We start from the raw sequence: 20426 nt of genomic DNA on the forward strand, positions 1-20426 counted from the left end.
CATGCCAGGAAGGGGAGCCACGACCATCGGACCGAACGGGCTCATCAATCGCCGCTGGTTGCCGCTGAACGCCCTGCGCGCGTTCGAAGCGGTGGGCCGCTATCTGAGCTTCACCGCCGGCGCCCAGGCGCTGACGGTAACGCAAAGCGCGATGAGCCGGCATGTGAGCAGCCTGGAAGACCTGATCGGCAAGCCATTGTTCGAGCGCAGCGCATCGGGCCTGAAGCTGACCCCGGCGGGCGAAGTGCTGCTGCCGGTGGTGAGCAAGTGCCTGGACCGGATGGAACAGACGCTCAACGTGGTGCGCAACCAGGACATGGAAAGCCGCCCCTTGCGCGTGCACATCCCTCCCTCGCTGCTCTACCAGACGGCCCTGCCGCTGATCCACGGCTTCCGTCGCGAGCATCCCGAAATCCGCATCGACGTGTCCACCTCCAACGTCTGCGGCGCCCCTCCCGGCAATCTCGACATGATGATCGTGTTCGACCGGCCCAACGTGGGCGACATGGTCACCGACCTCTTGTGGATGGTCCGCGTCGCGCCGCTGTGCTCCCCCGCCACGTGGGAACAGCACAAGGGCAAGTCGCTGGAAGACTTCCTCAATTCCGCCGATCTCCTGCACGTGAAGCTGGAGGGCGAAGCGCGCGGCCTGCTGTGGAGCAGCTATGCCGACCAGCAGCGCATCGTGGTGGACACGAGCGACGGCCTGGCCTTCGACACCGCGTTTTCGGCGGTGCGCTATGCCATCGGTGCCTCGGGCGTGGTGCTGGCCGACATCGACATGTTCGCCCCGGAAATTGCCGCCGGAAACCTGGTCATGCCGTTCGATGCGGTCGCTGCCGATGGCTATGGCTATTATCTCAAGCTTCATGCCGAAGATCTGTCGGACCCGGCGATCTACCTGTTCCGCGAATGGATCATCCGCCATTTTGCCCAGAACGACACGGCCGAGGCGGACCACAAGGCGCAGATGGTGGCGAAGGCTTGACGCTGCATCTGGTGCAATAACGACGGCGTGCAAGTTTCGTTTCAGTATGTTACGCTGTCGAGATGAGCAAACTTTCTCCCTTCGGCGCGCTGCTGGTCTGCTCCGCCATCGGCCTGTTGACCCACAAGTTCGGGCTGTGGTTCCCCATCGGCATCGTTGCGTTTCTGGTTGTCAGCGTGATGCAGAACCGCCGCACGGGCTGACCACGGCACGGCGGGCTCAGGGCCAGACCGGCGCGTCGGAAAAGTCGCGTCCGCCGCGCGCGCTGCGCAGGGTCTGCGGCGCGTCCATGTGCGCCCCACCCGTGGCGGCGGTATCTGTCGCCCATTCGCTGATCAGGGTGCGGCGCACGATCCGCCATTGCCCGTCGCGGCAGGCATAGGCATCGACATAGCGGCCGGCGATGAACAGGTCGCGCGGGGCGCCGGCAGCGTCGGTGATCCCGTGCCAGGCCTGGAAATAGCTTTCCCCGCTGGCACTGGCGGCATCATGCAGCGCGATACGACTTTGCCCGAGCATATGGTGGCTGGCCTGCATCTGCCCCAGGAAGCCGAAGGCAAATGTCACGAAGCCATCGAGATCGCCGGCATAGACACCGCAATCGATCCGGGCCTCGGGATGGAACGCGCTGCGGAACAGCGCCTCGTCCAGCCGGTCGAGGCCGCGCATGTAGCGCGCCAGGGCATCGGCAATATCGCGCCGCGCCACATAGTCGGCCAGCGGATCATCGAGAACGGCGATCATAGCTTCACCACCACTTTCCCCCGGCTCTTGCCGGTCAACATGCGATCATAGGCGACCAGCACGTTTTCGAGGCCCACGGTTTCATCGATGTCTGCGGTCAGGCGCCCGGCCTCGAACCAGGCCTGGAGCTGCGGCAGGAATTCGGCGCCGCGATGCAGGAAATCGGGGATGAAGAACCCTTCCACCCGCAGCCGCCGCATCAGGATCTGGTCGAACCGCGCGGGGCCGGGCAACGGCGCATCGGCATCATAGGCGGCGACCAGCCCGCACACAGCAACACGGCCGTAATGCGCCATGTTGGGCAGCACGGCATCGAGCAGCGGCCCGCCGACATTGTCGAAATAGCCGTGGACACCGCCTTCCACTTGCGCCAGCCGCGCGGCGACATCCTCGTGCTTGTAATCGATCGCCAGGTCCACGCCCAGCGTTTCGAGGAGGTAGCCGCACTTGTCCGGACCGCCGGCAATGCCGATCACCCGCAGGCCCAGATTGCGGCCGATCTGGCAGGCAAGGCTCCCGGTGGCGCCGGCGGCGGCCGATACGACCAGCCATTGCCCGGCGGCCAGGCCCAGCACTTCGCGCACGCCGACATAGGCGGTCCAGGCGTTCATGCCCAGGGCGCCGAAATGCTGGCGCAGATCGGCCACGCCTTCGTCCACCTCCACCAGCCCTGCGGCATCGGGGCTGACCGTGCTGAATTGCGCCCATTGCCCAAAGCCGCGCACCAGTGTGCCGGGGTCAAAGCGCGGGTCGCGGCTTTCCACCACGCGGCCCAACACCAGACCCATCATCTTGGCACCGAGTGGCAGGGGCGGCTGATAGCCATCGGTGCGCGGGCTCATCCACATGCGCGTGCCCGCGTCCATCGACAGGTAATCGGCGGCAATGCGCAATTCGCCTGGCGCGAGGGGCGCCAGCGGCTCTTCCTGCAACGACAGCGCGCTGGCGAAATCGTGGCCCTGCGGGCGCGCGTCGAGTCTCCAGAAACGGTTCTGCGCCATGGCTTTGCCCTGCCTTGTCCTCTCCCGACACGGTCTTGCGTCGCTGGCCCAGGGTGCTGCCTGCTCGCCTGCGTCACCGCCACCTAGCCAAAGGGTTAGGACTATCCATTGTTGGAGGCGGGGCGCGGTGCGGGACGTGGCTTAACCATGCACGTCGGGACTGAAGTTCGAACAACGACCACGCCAACTGGCGCCCACACACAACAGACGCGCGGCGGACCATCGCCAAACGCCGTCACAGGGAGAGTACGATGCCCCGCAAAGCCCATCGCCTGATGGTGGCGGCCGCCTTTGGCCCGCTGGCCCTGGCCTCCATCACTGTTGCTCACGCCGCCGAAACGCAGGCGCCCGCGCCAGACCAAGTCGCCAATGCCGGTGGCGACAATTCCGGTCTGGCCGAAATCATCGTGACTGCGCGCAAGCGCGTGGAAAGCGCGCAGTCGGTGCCCGTGGCGGTCACTGCCATTTCCGCGCAGACCCTGGTGCAGCGCGACATCACCAGCATCGAGAAGATCGCCGCCGCCACCCCCAGCCTGACCGTCGGCCACGCCTCCAATGGCTCGGCCGCGCAAGTGGCGCTGCGCGGGATCGGCTCGTCCTCCACCTCGATCGGCATCGAGCAGTCGGTCGCCACGGTGGTGGACGGGGTCTATTACGGCCAGGGCCGTGTGCTGGAGGAAGGGTTCTTCGACCTCGCCGGTGTTGAAGTACTCAAGGGGCCGCAAGTGCTGTTCTTCGGCAAGAATGCCACGGCCGGGGTGATTTCGATCAAGACTGCCGATCCCACCCCCACCTGGCAATTCCGCACCAAGGCCAGCTATGAATTCAAGGCGCAGCAGGCGCAACTGGAAGGCGTCGCATCCGGCCCGCTGACCGACGATCTCGGCCTGCGCGTGGCAGTGCGCGGCACCAAGGCCTGGGGCGGCTATTACGACAACGTGTCGCAGCCCTTTGCCATCAGCTATCCGCTTTCGCCCACGCCGAGCCCGACCTACACATCCTATCCCACCAGCAGCAACCAGCCCGGCAATCGCGAATTCCTGGGCCGCGTGACGCTGAAATACCAGCCCAGCAGCGCCCTGACCGACACGCTCAAGGCCTCGTTCGACTATAACAAGGCCAACAATTCCAGCTACAACTACGTCGCCTACAACTGCCTTTCGGGCAAGACGCAGATCAACGGCTATACCTGCGGGTTCAACTTCGTCACCCACCAGAACAACCTGCCGGCGGAAGTGGCCAAGAATTTCCCCTATGCCGGCGATGGCAGCCTCTACAACCGCTACAAGTCCGCAGCGGTGACCAACAATTTCAACTACGACCTCGACAAGGTGACGATTACCAACGTCACCAACTACAACTGGAACAACAACCGCTGGCTCTGCGCCTGCGAATTCAATTCCAGCGCCAGTTCGGTCTGGGCCACGGAGAATTCCAGTTGGCAGGCCTTCTCCAACGAGCTGCGCGCGCTCACCCACTATGACAGCCCGGTCAACCTGATGGCCGGCGTGCTCTATCAAAAGACCCGCCGCGATTTCGCCCAGTTCGTCAGCTACAGCTACAACAACATTCCCAGCCAGGGCATCAACCAGTACCAGGATGGCACCAAGTCCAGCTACACCCGGGGCGAGACCATTTCCGGCTTTGCCCAGGCGATCTGGAAGATCGGCCCGCAAGTGGAATTCGACGCGGGCGTGCGCTATACCCACGAGACCAAGGACAGCTATTTCATCCAGCCCTACACCAGCCCGACGTTCATCGGCGTCTGGCCGATGGGCGCTGCCTCGCAAGTCACCGCGCACCAGGTATTCAACAACTGGTCGCCCGATTTCTCGCTGACCTACAAGCCCTTGCAGGACGTGATGGTCTATGCCTCGTACAAGACGGGCTACAAGTCAGGCGGGTTCTCCAACGGCGGGATCTATTCGCTCGCCTCGGCCAATCCGGCGGCGGATTTCGTGTTCAATCCCGAAACCGTGCAGGGCTTCGAAGGCGGGATCAAGAGCACGCTGGCCGATCACCAGTTGCGCCTCAATCTCAACCTCTATTCCTACAAGTACAAGAACCTGCAAACCGACTATTTCGACTCGGTCAAGGTCGCGTTCCAGACGCTGACGGCCGATGCCACCACCAAGGGCGTGGAACTGGAGTTCGAATTCGCGCCGCGCGCGGTTTCGGGCCTCAACCTGCACGGCAGCCTCAATTACAACGATGCCACCTACAGCAACTTCCCCGTGGCGCCGTGCTTTGGCGGGCAGAGCATTGCCGAAGGCTGCAACCTGACCACGGCGGGCACGCCGATCGCGGCCGGCGGCACCGGATCGCGCCAGAACCTGACCGGCAAGGCGCTGGGCATGGCGCCGCACTGGACCGGCACCATCGGCGCCAATTACGAAACCCCGGTGGGCGGCAACCTGAAAGCCGGGTTCAACATCGATACCCGCTACAGCTCGTCCTATCTCGTCTCCGGCTTCGGCGAGGAATTCTCGCGCAATCCGGCCTATGCCGTGCTCGACGTGGGCCTGCGCCTGGGCGCGCGGGACGACAATTGGCAAGTGGCCCTGATCGGCAAGAACCTGACCAACAAGCAATACATCAACGGCGGCGTCGATGCGCCGCTGACCGGCAGCGGCACCGGCACGGCCAATGCCGTCCATGCCGATCTGATGGGCTTTGGCGCGCTGCCGCGCACCGTGCAGATTTCGCTGACCAAGAATTTCTGACCGGCACTCCACACCTTCCTGTCAACGCGCCGGGCGCAGGAGCTGGGAACCACCAGCGCCTGCGCCCGGTTTCGTATGCCCGAGGTGGTTGGCGGCAGCGTCGCGATCCATTAAGAGCCCGGCTCAAAAGTCTGGCGGCGAAGGTTTGGCGAGGGATTTTGGGTCACCGCAAGAAGGCTGGGAGCCCAGCGATGCTGGAAGCATCGTGGCGAGCAGCCGACGCAGCGGTGGCGCAAAAGACCCGCCAGGCCGACCCGCAAGACTTTTGAGCCGGGCTCTAAGGCCCGGCGCGGGACCCAAGAACGCAGAACAAGGGGAGCCACGCTCCAATGCAAGCCTTTCGCGGCTCGATGATCTTCACGGTCGTCTGCCTCCTCCTCGCCGGCGTGCTCGGCTATGTCGAAACCGGCCTGGTCGGCCCGGCGCTGTCGATGGTGTTCATCGCCGCCGTGCTTGGCGTGATGGAAACTTCGCTCAGCCTCGACAACGCGGTGGTCAATGCCTCCATTCTCAAGGACATGGACCCGCTGTGGCAGCGCCGCTTCCTCACCTGGGGGATTCTCATCGCCGTGTTCGGCATGCGCATCGTGTTCCCCATCCTGATCGTCTCGTTCGCGGCGCTGGTATCGCCGTGGGAAGCGGCGCGCATCGCGATTGCCGATCACGCCCGTTATGAAGCGATCGTGACCGGCGCGCACGTCGGCATTTCCGGCTTTGGCGGCGCGTTCCTGATGCTGGTCGGCCTGTCGTTCTTCTTCGATGCCGATCGCGAGCACCACTGGATCGGCCTTATCGAACGGCCGCTCGCCGCTTTCGCGCGCCTGCCGCTGGCGCCCTATATCGTGACTGCCTTGGCCGTCGCGGGACTCTCGTTCTGGGTGCCACACGGCGAGCAAAAGACGTTCCTGATCGCCGGGCTGGCCGGTGTGGCCACCTATTTCGCGGTCCAGAAATTCGGCGATCTGATGGGCGGCGAGGAAGACGCCGCAACCGGCCAGGTCGTCCGCTCGGGCGCGGCGGCCTTCGTCTATCTCGAATTCCTCGACGCCTCGTTCTCGTTCGACGGGGTGATCGGCGCCTTTGCCATCACCAACGACATCCTGCTGATCGCGCTGGGCCTGGGCATCGGGGCGATGTTCGTGCGCTCGATGACCGTGGCCCTGGTGCGCGGCGGGCACCTGAGCGAATTCCGCTTCCTTGAGCCCGGCGCGTTCTATGCCATCCTGGCGCTGGCGGTGATCATGCTGGTCAGCATCCGCGTCCACGTGCCCGAAGTCGTCACCGGCCTGATCGGCGCGGTGATCATCGGCGCCTCGCTCTACGCCTCGGTCCGCCACAAGCAGCGCTTTCCCCATGAATACGAGGAAGCGGGCGAGGCCGACGCGATCCTGCCCAGCGGCGATGTGCTGCCCGGCCAGCACATCGCGTGAGGGAAAAGGACAGCCTCAGAACTTCATGTCGGCCAGCACGCCCACGGTGCGCATGGCCTGGGCAGTGAGCCAGGCGGTCTGGTAACTGCCGTTGTTGCTGATCGCGGTGACGAAGCGGGTGTTGAACAGGTTGCGGGCGAACACCGCCACGTTCCACCGGCCATCGGCATCGCGCACGCCGATCTGGCCGCCGGCAATGCCATAACCGCGCTGGAACGTCAGCGGATCGTTGTTTGCGCTGAAGTTCACCGAACTGCGATAGTTGTAGTTCGCCTTGATGAAGCCGGTGATCGCCATGGTCAGCGGCACATCGTAACTGGCGTTGAGCGAATAGGTGAACTTCGGGCTGTTGGGCAGCACGTTGCCGGTGTTGTTGAAGAACCGCGTGGCCGGCACGGTCGTGGTGGTGCCGGGGATCGTGGTGCTCAGGAAACAGCCCGGCTGCGTGGGATAGTTGCAGGTGCCGTTGGGGAAATAGGCGAACTTGGCATCGATATAGGCGGCATTGCCGCTGATCGTCAGGCGATCGCTGGGCCGCGCGGAAAAGTCCATTTCCACGCCGCGCGTGCGCACCTTGCCGGCATTGGCGATTTGCAGGATCGCCAGGTTGGTGCCGTTGAAGATGAACGGCGTGGCAATCTGCGTCTGGAAATCCTTGATGTCGGTGGTGAAGGCATCCACGTTGAACGTCAGGCGGCGGTTGAACCACGCGGTCTTGAGGCCAACTTCATAGTTGGTGGGGATTTCCGGGTTGGAGAATAGCGGCTGGCCCAGCGAATAACCGCTGACCAGGCCGATGCCCGGCCCCTTGTAGCCGCGCGAATAGGTGAAATAGGCCATGACATCGGGGGTGATCTTGTATTCCGTGCCCAGCTTGTAGCTGAAATTGTCCGCCTTGCGGTTGCTGGGGTAGGTCGTCTGGTCGAACGAGAGCGGCGGCGCGCCGGGGAAGGCATTGTCCGTGGGGCTGACCAGCGTGCGGTTGTAACGGATCATGGTCAGGTCATCGTGGGTATAGCGCCCGCCCACGATCAGCTTCCACTGCGGCGTCAGGTTGATGTTGCCCTGGCCGAACACGGCATAGTTCAGCGTCTGGATATCGGGCTGCGCCTTGCGGCTATAGACCGCAGTCGAAGCCGGCAGGCCCAGTTGCCCCTGCTGCGGATAGGCCGCCTTGAGGTTCTGGTTGAAGTAATAGAGGCCCACCACGTAATCGACCAGCCCGCGCTTGGGCGACGCCAGGCGCAGTTCCTGGGTCAACTGCTGCTGCGCTTCGTCCGCACCGTTGATCGGGAAGAACGGCGTGTCGGTAAAGCCGGTGTCGGTGTTGTCGTGCAGCACCCAGCGGCGGAACGCAGTGATCGAGGTCAGCGTGTAATCGCCGATCGACTTGTCGATCTGCAACGATCCGCCCCACTGCGTCATGTTGAGATAGACCGGCCCGCCCACGTTGGTCTCGCGGTTGTCCAGGCTGGGCACGATGTTGTAGGCCGCCAGGCGCTGCACCACATAGTTGTTGGCCGCCGCGCCCACTGTGCCGACAATCACCGATTGGCAGCAGGCCGAGGAATGGTGGCCCCAGTCGAACGAGGCCAGGACCGACAGATCCGCATCGGGCTTGAACAGCAGCTTGGTGCGGAAACCGCCTTCGCTCTGGCCGCCCAGCGTCTGGCCCGTGTATACATTCTTGATGAAGCCGTCGCGGTGGTTGAAATAGCCCGCCGTGCGCCAGGCGAGGTTATCCGTCAGCGGCACGTTGACCACGCCTTCCAGCTTGGTTTCATTGTCCGTGCCATAGCTGGCGCGCGCGCTGCCTTCGAACTTGTCGGTCGGATTGCGGGTGCTGATCGAAACCACGCCGGCCGATCCGCCCTTGCCGAACAGCATGCCCTGCGGCCCGCGCAGCACGTCCACCTGCGCCACGTCCGCCAGGTCGCCCGTGCCCATGCCGGGGCGGCCCAGCACCACGCCATCGACCACCACGCTCACGCTCTGTTCGGTGCCATCGGCAAAGGCAAAGGTGCCCACGCCGCGCACGGCAAAGCCTTCGCCGCGCACGCTGTTGGATTCCGCAAACTGCACGCTGGGCGCCAGGAAGCGGATGTCGGTGATATTGGTGAGGTTGGCCGCCTTGAGCATGTCGCCGCTGACCGAGCTGACCGCCACCGGCACGTCCTGCAACCGCTCGCTACGCTTTTGCGCGGTGACCACGATATCGGTGACCGCCGGCGGCGGGGCGTCTGCGGCCGGAACAGGCGTCGGCGCCGCCGCATGCGCAACGCCGGGCATAGCCTGAGTCAGGGCCAGCGCCAGTGCGAACAGCGAAATCGAACCCAGCGGCGTGGATCGGGCGAAAATGGATGTCATGCGTCTGCTCCCATCAGGCGTTCTTGTCTTTTTGGCGTGAGAGAGGCGCGTTGCGCTGGCCGCAGGCGTGTTTCCGCCGCGGCAAAACTTGCCCCCATTCACACCCTGCATCCCGTCTTGCCGCTTGAAAGGCTTCGTATGCCAGAACCGGGAAATTCCCATAATCAAGCATACGCTATGCGGCTATTTCGTGATTTTGTATTTCACACTGACGGCGTTGTCAAACCGTGAATTGCGTTTTGTATGCCAGATATTCCACTCAGCCGGGCTATGTGCACACAATATGCAATAAGGCCACGCCGTTCGCGCAATCTTGCGCGTCCGACGCGGCCCTTTCGGTACATGCGTATACAGATCAGGTCAGCGCGCGCACGATCAGGAAAAAGATCGAAGGGCACACCAGGCAGCCGATGCCGGTGTGGAACGTGGCGGTCAGCGCACCATAGGGCACCAGCCGCTGGTCGGTGGCGGCAAGCCCACCGGCGACACCGCTGACCGTGCCCATCAGCCCGCCAAAGGCCATGGCGCTGCGCGGATTGTCCAGCCCGATCAGCCGCGCCACCATCGGCGTGGCGGTCATCACCAGCACCGCCTTGAGCACGCCGGTGGCGATCGACAGCGCGATGACGGGCGATGATGCGCCCAGCGCCGCGCCGGTCACCGGCCCGACGATATAGGTGACCGTGCCGGCACCCAGGGTGGTGAGCGAGACGGCGTCGCGATAGCCGAAGCTCCATGCCACCCCCACGCCGAGCACGAACGGCACGATCGTGCCCAGCGCCAACGCGATCACGCCCATCAGGCCCGCCTTGCGCGCCTCCACCACGTCCACCTCGAACGCGGTGGCAACGATGGCGAAATCGCGGAGCATCGCCCCGCCCATCAACGCCAGGCCGGCAAACCCCGGCACATCGGCCAGGCCTTTCTTGCCGCCCGTCAAGACCCCACCCCACCAGGCGAGCGCCAGGGCCGCAAGAATGGCGATCGCGCTGGCGTGAATGCGCCCGGCGGTAAGATGGCGCGAGAGCGCGGCGCTCGCCCACATCAGCGCGCCGACCAGGGCAAAGGCCAGGACCAGCCCCTGATCGGCGAGAATCTTCTGCGCGATCTCACCCATGGCGGCGGCCCATCACCCGGCCGAGCACGGCCACCAGCGCGAAGCACAGCGTGACCGCGCCGACACCGGCGATGACCACCATCGGCCCGCCTTCCACCGCCGCCAGCACGTTCTGCTGCGCGGCCATGGCCACCACGATCGGGATATACATCACGGCCCAGAATTCCACGCCCAGGCGCAGGCCGGGGGTGAGCTTGCCCTGGCGCGCCAGCCAGGCCTTGGCCGCGATCAGCAGCAGCATGGCAATGCCCACGCCACCGACATTGGCCTTCACATGCAGCGCCACCCCCAGCACTTCGCCCAGCGCCGCGCCCAGCAGGGTGCATAGCGCCAGCAGCGCCGTCCCGTAGATTGCCATGCCTCTCCCCTCTCCCGTCTTATCGTGTCTTGTCCGGCGGATCGTGCGGCGGGATCACCCCCCGCCCATCTCCTCGCGCTTGGCAGTGAAGCGCTCCAGCGCGATCGAGGCGTTGAACATGTGCGCGCGCATGCAGCGCGCCGCTTCCTCGCCATCACCGCGCATGATCGCACTCACCACGTCGCCATGCTCCTCGCGCGAGCGCACCGGACGCCCGGTCTCGCGCAACTGGGTGCGGCGGAAGGCGGCCATGCGATCGCGCAGGGCCATGGCCTGCTCGGCGATGAAGGCGTTGTGGGTGCCTTCGTAGATCACCTGGTGGAACGACCAGTTCATGCGGTCATAGGCGTCGATGTCCCCCGCCTCGACCATCGCCAGCGAATCCTCGTGAAGCTGCGCCAACCGGCTGCGCTCCATCGGGTTCATGCGATAGGCGGCCAGGCGCACGCACATCGCCTCGATTTCCGCGCTCATCTCGAACATGTCGATGATGCGCTGGGTGGTGAAGCCCGATACCACCGCGCCGCGCCGGGGCCGCATTTCGACCAGGCCCACGGCGGACAACTGGCGGATCGCCTCGCGCACCGGAGTGCGCGAGGCACCGAAGCGGTCGCCGATCTGCTGCTCGTCGAGCGTGGCGCCGGGCACCAGGCTGCCGGCAGTGATCTCGTCGGCCAGGGCAATGCGGATCCGCTCGGAAAGGAGCAGGCTCGGGGCTTCCTCGGCCGGGTTCATCGGATTATCCTGCATGCGCAATTTTTCTCCACAACGCATCTTGCATACACTAGAACGCTATTCAACCATCATGTATGTGCCAGACAGCGAACGGCGCCGCTGCGCGGCCCCGTTCCCCGCCCGGCATCGGCGGCCACACAAAGGGATGAGCATGGAGCAGGATCTTTTCACCACTTTCCAAACCCGTGCCCTGGAGGCCCCCGATGCGCCTTTCCTGATCCTGCCCGATGCTGCCGTGATCACCTATGGCGCCGCGCTGGCACGTTGTGGACAGATGGCGGGCCTGTTCCGCAGCCTGGGCGTGAAGCCGGGCGATCGCGTGGCGGTGCAGGTGGAAAAGAGCGCCACGGCGCTGCTCACCTATCTGGCCGCGCAGGCCGTGGGCGCGGTCTATCTGCCGCTCAACACCGCCTATACCGCCGCCGAAGTGCGCTTCTTCCTGGGCGACGCGCGCCCCGCGCTGTTCATCCATCGCCCGCAGGATGAAGCGGCCATGGCCGCGCTCTGCGCCGAAATCGGCGTGCCGGCCCGCCTGACGCTGGACGCGGACGAGACCGGCACGCTCACCGAGGGTCTTGCCGCGCACGGCCCGGCGCTGGTGCCCCATCCCGCCACGGGGGATGAGCTTGCCGCGATTCTCTACACTTCGGGCACCACGGGCCGCTCCAAGGGGGCGATGCTCAGCCGCGCCAACCTGGCATCCAACGCTTTCACGCTGAAGGAGTACTGGCGCTTTTCCGCGCAGGACGTGCTGCTCCATGCCCTGCCGATCTTCCACACCCACGGCCTGTTCGTGGCCACCAACATCACCATCGCCGCGGGCAGCGCAATCATCCTGTGCCCCAAATTCGACGTGGCCGAGCTGATCCGCCTGATGCCGCGCGCCAGCGTGCTGATGGGCGTGCCCACGTTCTACACCCGCCTGCTGGGCGATGCCGCGTTCACCCGCGATCTGGTGGCGCACATGCGGCTGTTCGTCTCCGGCTCTGCCCCGCTTTCGGCCGAAACCCACAAGGAATTCTCTGCCCGCACCGGCCATGCCATCCTGGAACGCTATGGCATGACCGAAACCAACATGAACACGTCCAACCCCTATGACGGGCCACGCATTCCCGGAAGTGTCGGCCTGCCTCTGCCCGACGTGGAGCTGCGCATCACCGATCCCGAAACCGGCGCCGTGCTGCCGCAGGGCCAGGTCGGCGGGATCGAGGTGCGCGGCCCCAACGTGTTCACGGGCTATTGGCAGATGCCGGAAAAGACCGCCGAGGAACTGCGCGCCGATGGCTTCTTCATTACCGGCGACATGGGCGTGATCGATGCGGCCGGCTATGTCTCGATCGTCGGCCGCGCCAAGGATCTGATCATCTGCGGCGGGTTCAACGTCTATCCGGCCGAAGTTGAAGCGCTGATCGACGCGATCCCCGGCATTGCCGAAAGCGCGGTGATCGGGGTGCCGCATCCCGACATGGGCGAAGGCGTGGTCGCCGTGGTCCAGGCGCGCGATCCGGCGCTGGACGAAGCCGCCGTGCTGGCCGCGCTGCAAGGGCAGCTTGCCCGCTTCAAGCAGCCGCGCCGGGTGGTATTCCTGCCCGAACTGCCGCGCAACACCATGGGCAAGATCCAGAAAAAGGCCCTGCGCGAGACTTATGCCGATCTCTTTGCCGTGAAGGTGGCCTGAGCCATGGCCGGCTTCCCGCTCGACCGCCGCCACGCGCTGGGCCTGATCGCCGCTGCACCGCTGCTGGCCCGCGCCGCCCCTGCCGCGCTGAGCCCGGCGCCTCTCACGGTCGCGACCAGCGGCGGCCTGGTGCGCGGGCAAATGGCGGGCGGGGTGCGCGTGTTCACCGGCATTCCCTATGGCCGGGCCGCGCGCTTTGCCCCGCCACGCCCCGCCGCCCGCTGGGCCGGGGTGCGCGATGCGACCGGGCCGGCGCCGGTCTGCCCGCAACGGCCGGGCATGATGCCCTTCGCTGGCACGATGACCGAGGATTGCCTGGCGCTCAACATCTGGGCACCGGCAACATCAGGGCGCCATCCGGTGCTGGTCTATATCCACGGTGGCGGCAACGAGACTGGCTGGAGCGGCGAGGCGCTGACCGCCGGAGACCGCTTTGCCGCCGATGGCGTGGTCACCGTCACGGTCAACTACCGCGTCGGCGCGCTCGGCTTCCTGGAAACCGGTGCGCTGCTCGGCGCCGCGCATGCGGGCAGCGGTAACAACGGCATGCGCGATCTGGTGCTGGCGCTGCGCTGGGTGCGGGCCAACATTGCCGCGTTCGGCGGCGATCCCGCGCGGGTGACGATCGCGGGCGAATCCGCCGGTGGCAAGAATGTCGGCACGCTGCTGGGCATGCCGATGGCCGACGGGCTCTATGCCCGCGCCGCGATCTTCAGCGGCGGCGGCCAGACCGTGCACCCCCGCCCGCAGGCAGAGGCCTTTGCCCGGCTCCTCGCTGAAAAGCTGGGCGGGGCAGACAAGCTGCTGACCGCCCCGGTGGCCGATCTGCTGGCCGCGCAGGAAGCGGCCAAGGCCGCCTGGCCGCAGAACTTTCCGTTCCGCCCGGTGGTCGATGGCCATGACCTGCCGATGGTGCCGCTGGAGCGACTGCGCGCCGGCAAGGCGCCGCGCGTACCGCTGCTGATCGGCAGCAATGCCGATGAAAGCCGCGTTTTCGTGACACCGGCACAGGCCGCCGCCCCGCTTCAGCCCCGCGCCTTGTCCAATGCCACGCTGGCGGACATGGAAACGCTCGACGCGGCCTATGCCCGCGCCTTTCCCGACCTTTCCACCGCCGATCGCCACTGGCGCCTGCTGACGGCCGAGGAATATGGCATGCCCTGCCTGCGCCTGGCGCAAGTGCAGGCCGCCCATGGCGCGCCGGTGTGGCGCTATCGCCTGGCCTATCCCGCGCCGGGCGGCCCGTTCCAGGGCCACAGCCCGCATGTGCTCGACGTGCCGTTCACGTTCGACCACCTCTCCGCGCGCGGCATGGCGCAGTTCTTTGGGCTGACCGCCGCCGATCAGCCGCTGGCCGATGCCATGCACGGCGCCATGGTCCGCTTCGTCAGCGGCGCCACGCCGGCCGCGCCCGGCCTGCCCGCATGGCAGACCTATGACGCCAAGACCCGCGCCACGATGGTGCTCGACCACACCCCCGCCATGGCGAGCGATCCCGACGGGGTGGAACGCCGGCTCTGGGACGAATAGGGCGCTTTACGCAGCCCGCGCCGGGGCCAGCAGGGTGTGCAGCGCGCCGCTGGCGTTGACCACGCGGTGGCGGGCATAGGCGTTGTGGTTGGCCTCCACCGTGGCGAGATCGTAGAGGTAGTTGACCATCAGGCCGAATGACTGCGCCATGCCGCGCGGGCTGGTGTCGGCCTGCCAGCACAGCCGCTCAACCCGCGCTCCGTTGCCCACGTGGAACCGCGCCACCGGATCGCGCAACCGGCCCTTGCCGTCGCGCTCGGCCAACAGGTAGCGCGCAGCCAGGCGCAGCAGGGCCTGACGGCGCGGATCGGTTTCGGCCCAGGTGGCATCGGGCGCGCCCTGCGCCAGGGCCTGCGCGGCGGCGCCGTCACCCTTGCCTGCCGCCTCTTTCAGCCAGCGGGCAAAGCCGGGAATCGGCGACAGCGTGACATGGGTGGCGAGGCCCGGAAACTCCGCGCCCAGATCCTCCACCACCTGCTTGATCAGGAACTGGCCAAAGCTGATGCCGGCCAGCCCCGCCTGGCAATTGGAAATCGAATAGAATACCGCCGCTTGCGCCGCCTGCGGATCGAGCACGGCGCGATCGGGCGCGAGCAGGGCCTGGACGGAATCCGGCATGGCGGAACAGAGCGCCACTTCCACGAAGATCAGCGGCTCATCCCCCAGTGCGGGGTGGAAAAAGCCATAGCAGCGGCGGTCGGCCGGCAGCAGGCGGGCGCGCAGATCGTCCCATGTGGCAATGGAATGCACCGCTTCATAGCGGATGATGCGCTCCAGCAGGTCGGCCGGGCTGCTCCAGTCGATCCGCCGCAGCACCAGGAACCCGCGGTTGAACCACGAGCGCAGCAGATGCGTCATGTCCTCGTCCAGCGCGGCGAGCGACGGGTCATCGGGCAGGAAGCGCAGCAGATCGGCGCGCATCGCCACCAGCGCCGCCGTGCCCGCCGGGGCCTGGTTCAGGCGGCGCAGCACTTCCTGGCGCGGCGCCTCGGCCGCGCGCGTCACGGCGGAAAGCCGCGCCATCGTGGGCTCGGCGTCATAGGCCGCCAGCGCGGCGCGGATGCCCGCCACGTCGGGCACGAAGCGCGCCGCCAGCGCCCGCAGGAAATCGTGGCGCCCGGCATCGTCGAGCGCGGCGTAGGTCGCGAGGATCTGCGCCGCGAGATGCACGCCGGAAGACTGGCTGCGTTCTTCGAGCAAGGCCGCAGCACGATCGATCAGCGGCGCATCGGCGGCGATCAGGACACCGGCCGCGGCCTTGGTCGCGCGGGCGGGCCGCCGCCAGCGCTGGAACAGGCTTTCCAGAATGTCCCCGGCCAGATTGTCCCGGATGAGGCGCGAGCGAACCAACGGCATGGCGAGTGAATCTCCTCAAGGCTCACGGGTGAGCCATGGATATACACTACACCATGACAGGCACTTATTGCATACAGGAAATACCGATATCCAGCATTACGCATGTAATCAGGCGGCTTCGATCACCATCGCAATACCCTGCCCGCCGCCGATGCACATTGTCACCAGCGCGCGGCGCCCGCCCGTCCGGCGCAATTCGTGCGCAGCCTTCACCACCAGGATCGCCCCGGTGGCGCCAACCGGATGGCCCAGGGCAATGCCGCTGCCATTGGGATTGACCCGCTCCGGATCGAAACCGAGCGCGCGCGCCACGGCCAGCGCCTGCGCGGCGAAGGCCTCGTTCGCCTCGATCACGTCGATATCGGCCAGGGTCAGCCCGGCGCGGGCCAGCGCGATCGGCACCGCCTTGACCGGGCCGATGCCCATGTAGGCCGGCTCGACCCCGGCATGGCCCCAACTGACAATGCGCGCCATCGGCGCCAGCCCGCGCGCTTCCACCACCGCGCGGCGCGCCAGGACCATCGCCGCCGCGCCATCGTTGATGCCGCTGGCATTGGCGGCGGTGACCGTGCCATCCTTGCGGAACACCGGCTTCATCGCCGCCAGCCCTTCCGCCGTGGTGCCCGCGCGCGGGTGCTCGTCGGTGTCGAACAGGGTGGTGCCCTTGCGGCTGACCAGTTCGATCGGCAGGATCTGGTCGGCAAAGCGCCCCTCGGCAATCGCCCGCAGGGCGCGGGCATGGCCTTCCACGGTCAATGCATCCTGATCCTCGCGCGAGATGCCGTGCCGCGCCGCCACGTTTTCGGCAGTGATGCCCATGTGGCAGCCATCGAGCGGATCGGACAGGGTTTCCACCAGCGCATCGACCAGCGTGGCATCGCCCATCTTGCGGCCCCAGCGCTGGCCATGATCGTGATAGGGCGTGTTCGACATGCTTTCAGCGCCGCCCGCCAGAGTGATGTCGGCCTCGCCGAGTTGCATCATCTGCGCGGCGGAAATGATCGCCTGAAGGCCCGAGCCGCACAGCCGGTTGACCGTGAGCGCGGGCACTTCCACCGGCACCCCCGCCTTGAGCGCGGCGGCCCGCGCCAGATAGGCATCCTTGCCGCTCGACGGAATCACCTGGCCCATCACCACATGGCCCAGGTCATGCGGTTCCAGCCCGGCGCGGCGCACCGCCTCGGCCATGACTTTCGCGCCGAGATCGGCGGCGGCAAAGCCCTTGAGTGCGCCGCCAAAGTCACCGATTGCGGTGCGCACCGGGCCAAGGATCAGGATGTCGTCGGGGGACGGGGATTGGTCGGTCATTGTCGGAATTGATCCTTGCAGGGTCACGCCAGCGCGGCGCGCTTGGCGGCGGTTGCGGCCAGCACCGGGGCGGGATCGAAGTAATAGGGAATGATCGCGCAGGCCTTGCCGTCGCGGAAGCGGAACAGCTCGCACAGCTCGGCCGGCTTGAGCGCGGGATCGGCAAAGCGCAGCGACAGGATCGTCACCGCGTGGTCCTTGCCGGCGGTGGTTTCCACCCGGTCCATCGCCACCACGTCCATCAGGCCCATGACCTTGGTGAACAGGTCTTGCAGGCCCTGCACCCCGCGATAGGTGCCGGCCATCGGCAGGCCATCGGCCTCCACCACCACGAAATCGTCGGTCAGCCGCGCGGCCACCGCGTCCCACTGGCCACTGGCGGTAAGCGCATAGAGTTCCTCGACAAAGGCGATCATTTCGGCAGGCGTCATGGCCGGCGTTCCTCTTCCCGCTGCTATACCCCTATCATCGGCGCCGGCATGGCCCACGCCACCTAGCGAAAAAGCTAGAGCGTCCTTCCCCCACCACGCGCCTATCAAGCGGGCCAGAGAGCAAAAACGACGGGAAAGACGGATGCCGCAACCCCACACCGCGCCCCACCTGCCAGATCGTGCCCGGCACATCGTGCTGCGCCGCCGCCCGGTGGGCGTGCCGACACCCGATTGCTTCGAACTGGTCGAAACGCCGATGCCCCAGCCCGGCGAAGGGCAGATGCTGGTGCGCATGCGCGTCGGCTCGGTCGATCCGGCGATCCGCGGTTTTCTCGATGATCGCCCGTCCTATCTGCCCCCGGTCGCGCTCGGTGCGCCGGTCACCGGCATGTCGCTGGGCGAAGTGGTGGCCAGCCGTCACGCCGATTGGCCGGTCGGCACGCTGGTGCGGGTGCTCGGCACTTGGTCCGATCACTATGTCATCGGCCCCGATGCGCTGGGGCTGGAACGCGTCGATCCGCAGCCCGGCGTGCCGCTGCGCGCCTATATGGGCGCGCTCGGGCCGGTCGGGCTGACCGCCTGGATCGGCCTGGTCGCGGTGGGACAGGCAAAGCCGGGCGATACCGTGCTGGTCAGCGCGGCGGCCGGCGCCACCGGCAGCACCGTGGTGCAACTGGCCCGCGCCATGGGCTGCCGCGTCGTCGGCCTGGCGGGCGGGCCGGACAAGGCCGCGCTGGTGCGCCGGATGGGGGCAGACGTGGCGATCGACCATCGCTGCGATCCGGCCACGCTGGCCGCCGCGCTCGATGCTGCCGCGCCGCAAGGCTTCGATGTCTATTTCGACAATGTCGGCGGCCCGCTGCTCGATGCCGTGCTGCCGCGCATGCGCGAAGGCGGGCGCATCCCGCTGTGCGGCATGATCGCGCAATACAACCACGCCGATCATCCCCATGGCGTCACCCAGTTGTGGCAACTGGTGGTCAAGCGCCTGACCTTGCGCGGCTTTCTCACCTATGATCACGCCGATCGCCTGGCCGAGGCGCAAGCCACGCTCGATCGCCTGCACCACAGCGGGCAGCTTGTGCCGCTGGAAAACCTGCACCATGGTTTCGAAGCCCTGCCGGCCGCGTTCATCGCGCTGATGCAGGGGCACACCACGGGCAAGACCCTGGTGGAAGTTTGAAGGAGCAGGACACCGTGGAAACCCAAGCCTGGCACCCGATCGGCCCCGCCGAGGCCATTGTCGAAGGACAGGCCAGCGTCCACACCGTCAATGGCTGGCAGGTGCTGCTGACGCGCCACGACGGTGCGATCGTGGCGGTCAACGACCGCTGCACCCATGCCGCCGCGCGCCTGTCCACCGGCCGCATCCGGCGCGGCGCGCTGATGTGCCCGCTGCACGGTGCGCGCTTTGACCTCGCCGATGGCCGCTGCATCGGCGGCGCCTATCCCGCGCTGCGCCAGTTTCCGGTGCGCGAGGCCGCTGGCGTGGTGGAAGTGGCGGTGCCCACCACGCCGCCGGGAATGGACGAAACGCCGGTGGACTTGCCGGGCTGAGCTGGCGCCCTTCGACAAGCTCAGGGCGAACGGAAGTGCGCAAACATATCCCCGCACCCGTTCGGGCTGAGCTTGTCGAAGCCCCTTCCCGGCACGCGCCGGCTTCAGCCCTTGAACACCCCGTGCCGTTGGCCAAAGGCATGGAACAGGTCGGGCCAGGCATGGGCCGGCACGGTTTGCGGCAGGCGCGCGCCAAAGCCGTGGCCGCCCTGGTCGAAGCCATGGAATTCCGCCGGCCGGGCCTTGGCGAGCAAGGCCTGATACATCGCCAAGGAATTGGCGATCGGCACCAGTCCGTCATCAGACGCGGCCGTGAGGAACACGGGCGGGGTCTGGTCGCTCACCAGCCGCTCGACCGAACCCGCCTGCGCGGCGGCCAGGCTGGCGCCCTTGCCCAGCAGGTTGTCGCGCGATCCGGCGTGGACGAAGCTCTCGCTCAGCGTGATGACCGGATAGATCAGCCCGGTGAGGTCCGGCCGCGCCGAAAGTGCGTCGGCCGCGTCCACCGGGGCATAGGTCTTTTCGGCAAAGCGTGTCGCCAGGCTGCCGCCCAGATGCCCCCCGGCGGAAAAGCCGAGCACCGCCACCCGCGCCGGATCGATGCCGAATTCCCCGGCGCGATGGCGCACCAGCCGGATCGCGCGCTGCGCGTCCTGCAAGGGCACCAAGCCGCGATTGGCCCAGCCTTCATCAGGCAGGCGGTAATAGAGGATGAAGCAGGTCACGCCGCGCCGGGTCAGCCAGTTGGCCTGTTCCTCGCCCTCGTTGTCGATCGAGAGGAAGCCATAGCCACCGCCCGGCACCAGGATCACGGCCGAGCCATCCTGGAACGCGGGCCGCCGCACTTCTAGCGTGGGTGCCGCCACGCCATAGAGCCAGCGATCGTCGAAATCGGCGCTCTGGCTGCGCTGCTCGATGCGGCGGGTGGGCAGCACCTTGGGCGCCCCGGGTGCGGCGCCGGGCCACAGCGGGATCGATGGCCCGCCATAGTGGATCGCAGTGGGGCCGGCGCTGGCGCGCTGGCTGGCCATGGTGGTTGCCGCGCTCAATGCGGCCAGCCCGCCCAGCAGGGCGCGGCGCGAGGGGTTTACGTCGCGCATCGG

The 20426-nt window shown here is 66.7% G+C and carries 18 protein-coding genes; 8 read left to right on the forward strand and 10 right to left on the reverse strand.

All coding sequences use genetic code 11. The annotated features are described in order from the left end of the window. Position 1 precedes the first annotated feature (1 nt). Complete coding sequence (locus IE191_RS11330) at positions 2–988, forward strand: LysR family transcriptional regulator (RefSeq protein WP_191324469.1); 987 nt, start codon at positions 2–4, stop codon at positions 986–988. 62 nt (positions 989–1050) lie between these two features. Then, positions 1051–1191 (forward strand): hypothetical protein, encoded by a 141-nt coding sequence (locus IE191_RS11335; protein ID WP_191324470.1) that lies wholly within the window; start codon positions 1051–1053, stop codon positions 1189–1191. Between the two features lie 16 nt (positions 1192–1207). On the opposite strand, the gene IE191_RS11340 is transcribed toward IE191_RS11335, so the two are convergent. Both IE191_RS11340 and IE191_RS11345 read right to left on the reverse strand, forming a co-directional pair. After that, entirely contained in the window at positions 1208–1732 is a 525-nt protein-coding gene (locus IE191_RS11340; RefSeq protein ID WP_191324471.1) for a nuclear transport factor 2 family protein, read from the reverse strand. Further along, positions 1729–2733, reverse strand: coding sequence for an NADP-dependent oxidoreductase (locus IE191_RS11345; protein ID WP_191324472.1), 1005 nt, complete (start codon positions 2731–2733; stop codon positions 1729–1731). Before IE191_RS11345 ends, IE191_RS11340 begins: the two co-directional genes overlap by 4 nt. A 251-nt stretch (positions 2734–2984) precedes the next feature. Between IE191_RS11345 and IE191_RS11350 the strand changes: the two genes are divergently transcribed. Next, positions 2985–5456 (forward strand): TonB-dependent receptor, encoded by a 2472-nt coding sequence (locus tag IE191_RS11350; RefSeq protein ID WP_229815270.1) that lies wholly within the window; start codon positions 2985–2987, stop codon positions 5454–5456. Positions 5457–5785: 329 nt separating this feature from the next. Next, on the forward strand, positions 5786–6886 hold the full coding sequence (locus IE191_RS11355) for a DUF475 domain-containing protein (RefSeq protein WP_191324473.1): 1101 nt from the start codon (positions 5786–5788) through the stop codon (positions 6884–6886). 15 nt (positions 6887–6901) lie between these two features. Here IE191_RS11355 and IE191_RS11360 read toward each other — a convergent pair whose 3' ends face one another. The 4 genes from IE191_RS11360 to IE191_RS11375 all read right to left on the reverse strand — a co-directional run bounded on the left by IE191_RS11360 (position 6902) and on the right by IE191_RS11375 (position 11478). Continuing rightward, on the reverse strand, positions 6902–9253 hold the full coding sequence (locus IE191_RS11360) for a TonB-dependent receptor (protein WP_191324474.1): 2352 nt from the start codon (positions 9251–9253) through the stop codon (positions 6902–6904). Positions 9254–9608: 355 nt separating this feature from the next. Further along, entirely contained in the window at positions 9609–10370 is a 762-nt protein-coding gene (gene madM / locus IE191_RS11365) for a malonate transporter subunit MadM (protein WP_191324475.1), read from the reverse strand. Continuing rightward, positions 10363–10728, reverse strand: coding sequence for a malonate transporter subunit MadL (gene madL, locus IE191_RS11370; RefSeq protein WP_191324476.1), 366 nt, complete (start codon positions 10726–10728; stop codon positions 10363–10365). The genes madM and madL overlap by 8 nt, the downstream gene beginning before the upstream one ends. 54 nt (positions 10729–10782) lie before the next feature. Then, entirely contained in the window at positions 10783–11478 is a 696-nt protein-coding gene (locus tag IE191_RS11375; protein ID WP_229815271.1) for a GntR family transcriptional regulator, read from the reverse strand. A 136-nt stretch (positions 11479–11614) separates the two neighbouring features. On the opposite strand from IE191_RS11375, the gene IE191_RS11380 reads away from it, so the two are divergent. Together IE191_RS11380 and IE191_RS11385 are read left to right on the forward strand one after the other, a co-directional pair. Next, complete coding sequence (locus IE191_RS11380; RefSeq protein WP_191324477.1) at positions 11615–13141, forward strand: malonate--CoA ligase; 1527 nt, start codon at positions 11615–11617, stop codon at positions 13139–13141. 3 nt (positions 13142–13144) lie between these two features. Next, positions 13145–14671: a carboxylesterase/lipase family protein gene (locus IE191_RS11385; RefSeq protein ID WP_191324478.1), complete on the forward strand. Its 1527-nt coding sequence runs from the start codon at positions 13145–13147 to the stop codon at positions 14669–14671. Positions 14672–14677: 6 nt separating this feature from the next. Here IE191_RS11385 and IE191_RS11390 read toward each other — a convergent pair whose 3' ends face one another. The 3 genes from IE191_RS11390 to IE191_RS11400 all read right to left on the reverse strand — a co-directional run bounded on the left by IE191_RS11390 (position 14678) and on the right by IE191_RS11400 (position 17766). Next, complete coding sequence (locus tag IE191_RS11390; protein ID WP_191324479.1) at positions 14678–16027, reverse strand: malonyl-CoA decarboxylase; 1350 nt, start codon at positions 16025–16027, stop codon at positions 14678–14680. Positions 16028–16135: 108 nt separating this feature from the next. Further along, entirely contained in the window at positions 16136–17335 is a 1200-nt protein-coding gene (gene bktB / locus IE191_RS11395) for a beta-ketothiolase BktB (RefSeq protein WP_191324480.1), read from the reverse strand. A 23-nt stretch (positions 17336–17358) separates the two neighbouring features. Beyond that, complete coding sequence (locus IE191_RS11400; protein WP_191324481.1) at positions 17359–17766, reverse strand: nuclear transport factor 2 family protein; 408 nt, start codon at positions 17764–17766, stop codon at positions 17359–17361. A gap of 142 nt (positions 17767–17908) precedes the next feature. Here IE191_RS11400 and IE191_RS11405 point away from each other — a divergent pair, with 142 nt between their 5' ends. Both IE191_RS11405 and IE191_RS11410 read left to right on the forward strand, forming a co-directional pair. Further along, complete coding sequence (locus tag IE191_RS11405; protein ID WP_191324482.1) at positions 17909–18949, forward strand: NADP-dependent oxidoreductase; 1041 nt, start codon at positions 17909–17911, stop codon at positions 18947–18949. Positions 18950–18963: 14 nt separating this feature from the next. Then, complete coding sequence (locus IE191_RS11410) at positions 18964–19323, forward strand: Rieske (2Fe-2S) protein (protein ID WP_191324483.1); 360 nt, start codon at positions 18964–18966, stop codon at positions 19321–19323. 104 nt (positions 19324–19427) lie between these two features. On the opposite strand, the gene IE191_RS11415 is transcribed toward IE191_RS11410, so the two are convergent. Further along, the gene (locus tag IE191_RS11415; RefSeq protein WP_191324484.1) at positions 19428–20423 is read right to left on the reverse strand and encodes an alpha/beta hydrolase; all 996 of its coding nucleotides are present in this window, start codon (positions 20421–20423) and stop codon (positions 19428–19430) included. Positions 20424–20426: the final 3 nt, after the last annotated feature.

Source organism: Novosphingobium pokkalii (genome assembly GCF_014652855.1).
Classification (GTDB): Bacteria; Pseudomonadota; Alphaproteobacteria; order Sphingomonadales; family Sphingomonadaceae; genus Novosphingobium; species Novosphingobium pokkalii.

Excerpts from the sequence above, each read along its gene's own strand:
- IE191_RS11330 (WP_191324469.1), top strand. The coding sequence starts at position 2 with ATGCCAGGAAGGGGAGCCACGACCATCGGACCGAACGGGCTCATCAAT.
- madM (WP_191324475.1), bottom strand. The coding sequence starts at position 10,370 with ATGGGTGAGATCGCGCAGAAGATTCTCGCCGATCAGGGGCTGGTCCTG.
- IE191_RS11350 (WP_229815270.1), top strand. The coding sequence starts at position 2,985 with ATGCCCCGCAAAGCCCATCGCCTGATGGTGGCGGCCGCCTTTGGCCCG.
- IE191_RS11335 (WP_191324470.1), top strand. The coding sequence starts at position 1,051 with ATGAGCAAACTTTCTCCCTTCGGCGCGCTGCTGGTCTGCTCCGCCATC.
- IE191_RS11375 (WP_229815271.1), bottom strand. The coding sequence starts at position 11,478 with ATGCAGGATAATCCGATGAACCCGGCCGAGGAAGCCCCGAGCCTGCTC.
- IE191_RS11390 (WP_191324479.1), bottom strand. The coding sequence starts at position 16,027 with ATGCCGTTGGTTCGCTCGCGCCTCATCCGGGACAATCTGGCCGGGGAC.
- bktB (WP_191324480.1), bottom strand. The coding sequence starts at position 17,335 with ATGACCGACCAATCCCCGTCCCCCGACGACATCCTGATCCTTGGCCCG.
- IE191_RS11385 (WP_191324478.1), top strand. The coding sequence starts at position 13,145 with ATGGCCGGCTTCCCGCTCGACCGCCGCCACGCGCTGGGCCTGATCGCC.
- IE191_RS11405 (WP_191324482.1), top strand. The coding sequence starts at position 17,909 with ATGCCGCAACCCCACACCGCGCCCCACCTGCCAGATCGTGCCCGGCAC.
- IE191_RS11360 (WP_191324474.1), bottom strand. The coding sequence starts at position 9,253 with ATGACATCCATTTTCGCCCGATCCACGCCGCTGGGTTCGATTTCGCTG.
- IE191_RS11380 (WP_191324477.1), top strand. The coding sequence starts at position 11,615 with ATGGAGCAGGATCTTTTCACCACTTTCCAAACCCGTGCCCTGGAGGCC.
- IE191_RS11345 (WP_191324472.1), bottom strand. The coding sequence starts at position 2,733 with ATGGCGCAGAACCGTTTCTGGAGACTCGACGCGCGCCCGCAGGGCCAC.
- IE191_RS11355 (WP_191324473.1), top strand. The coding sequence starts at position 5,786 with ATGCAAGCCTTTCGCGGCTCGATGATCTTCACGGTCGTCTGCCTCCTC.
- madL (WP_191324476.1), bottom strand. The coding sequence starts at position 10,728 with ATGGCAATCTACGGGACGGCGCTGCTGGCGCTATGCACCCTGCTGGGC.
- IE191_RS11415 (WP_191324484.1), bottom strand. The coding sequence starts at position 20,423 with ATGCGCGACGTAAACCCCTCGCGCCGCGCCCTGCTGGGCGGGCTGGCC.
- IE191_RS11340 (WP_191324471.1), bottom strand. The coding sequence starts at position 1,732 with ATGATCGCCGTTCTCGATGATCCGCTGGCCGACTATGTGGCGCGGCGC.
- IE191_RS11400 (WP_191324481.1), bottom strand. The coding sequence starts at position 17,766 with ATGACGCCTGCCGAAATGATCGCCTTTGTCGAGGAACTCTATGCGCTT.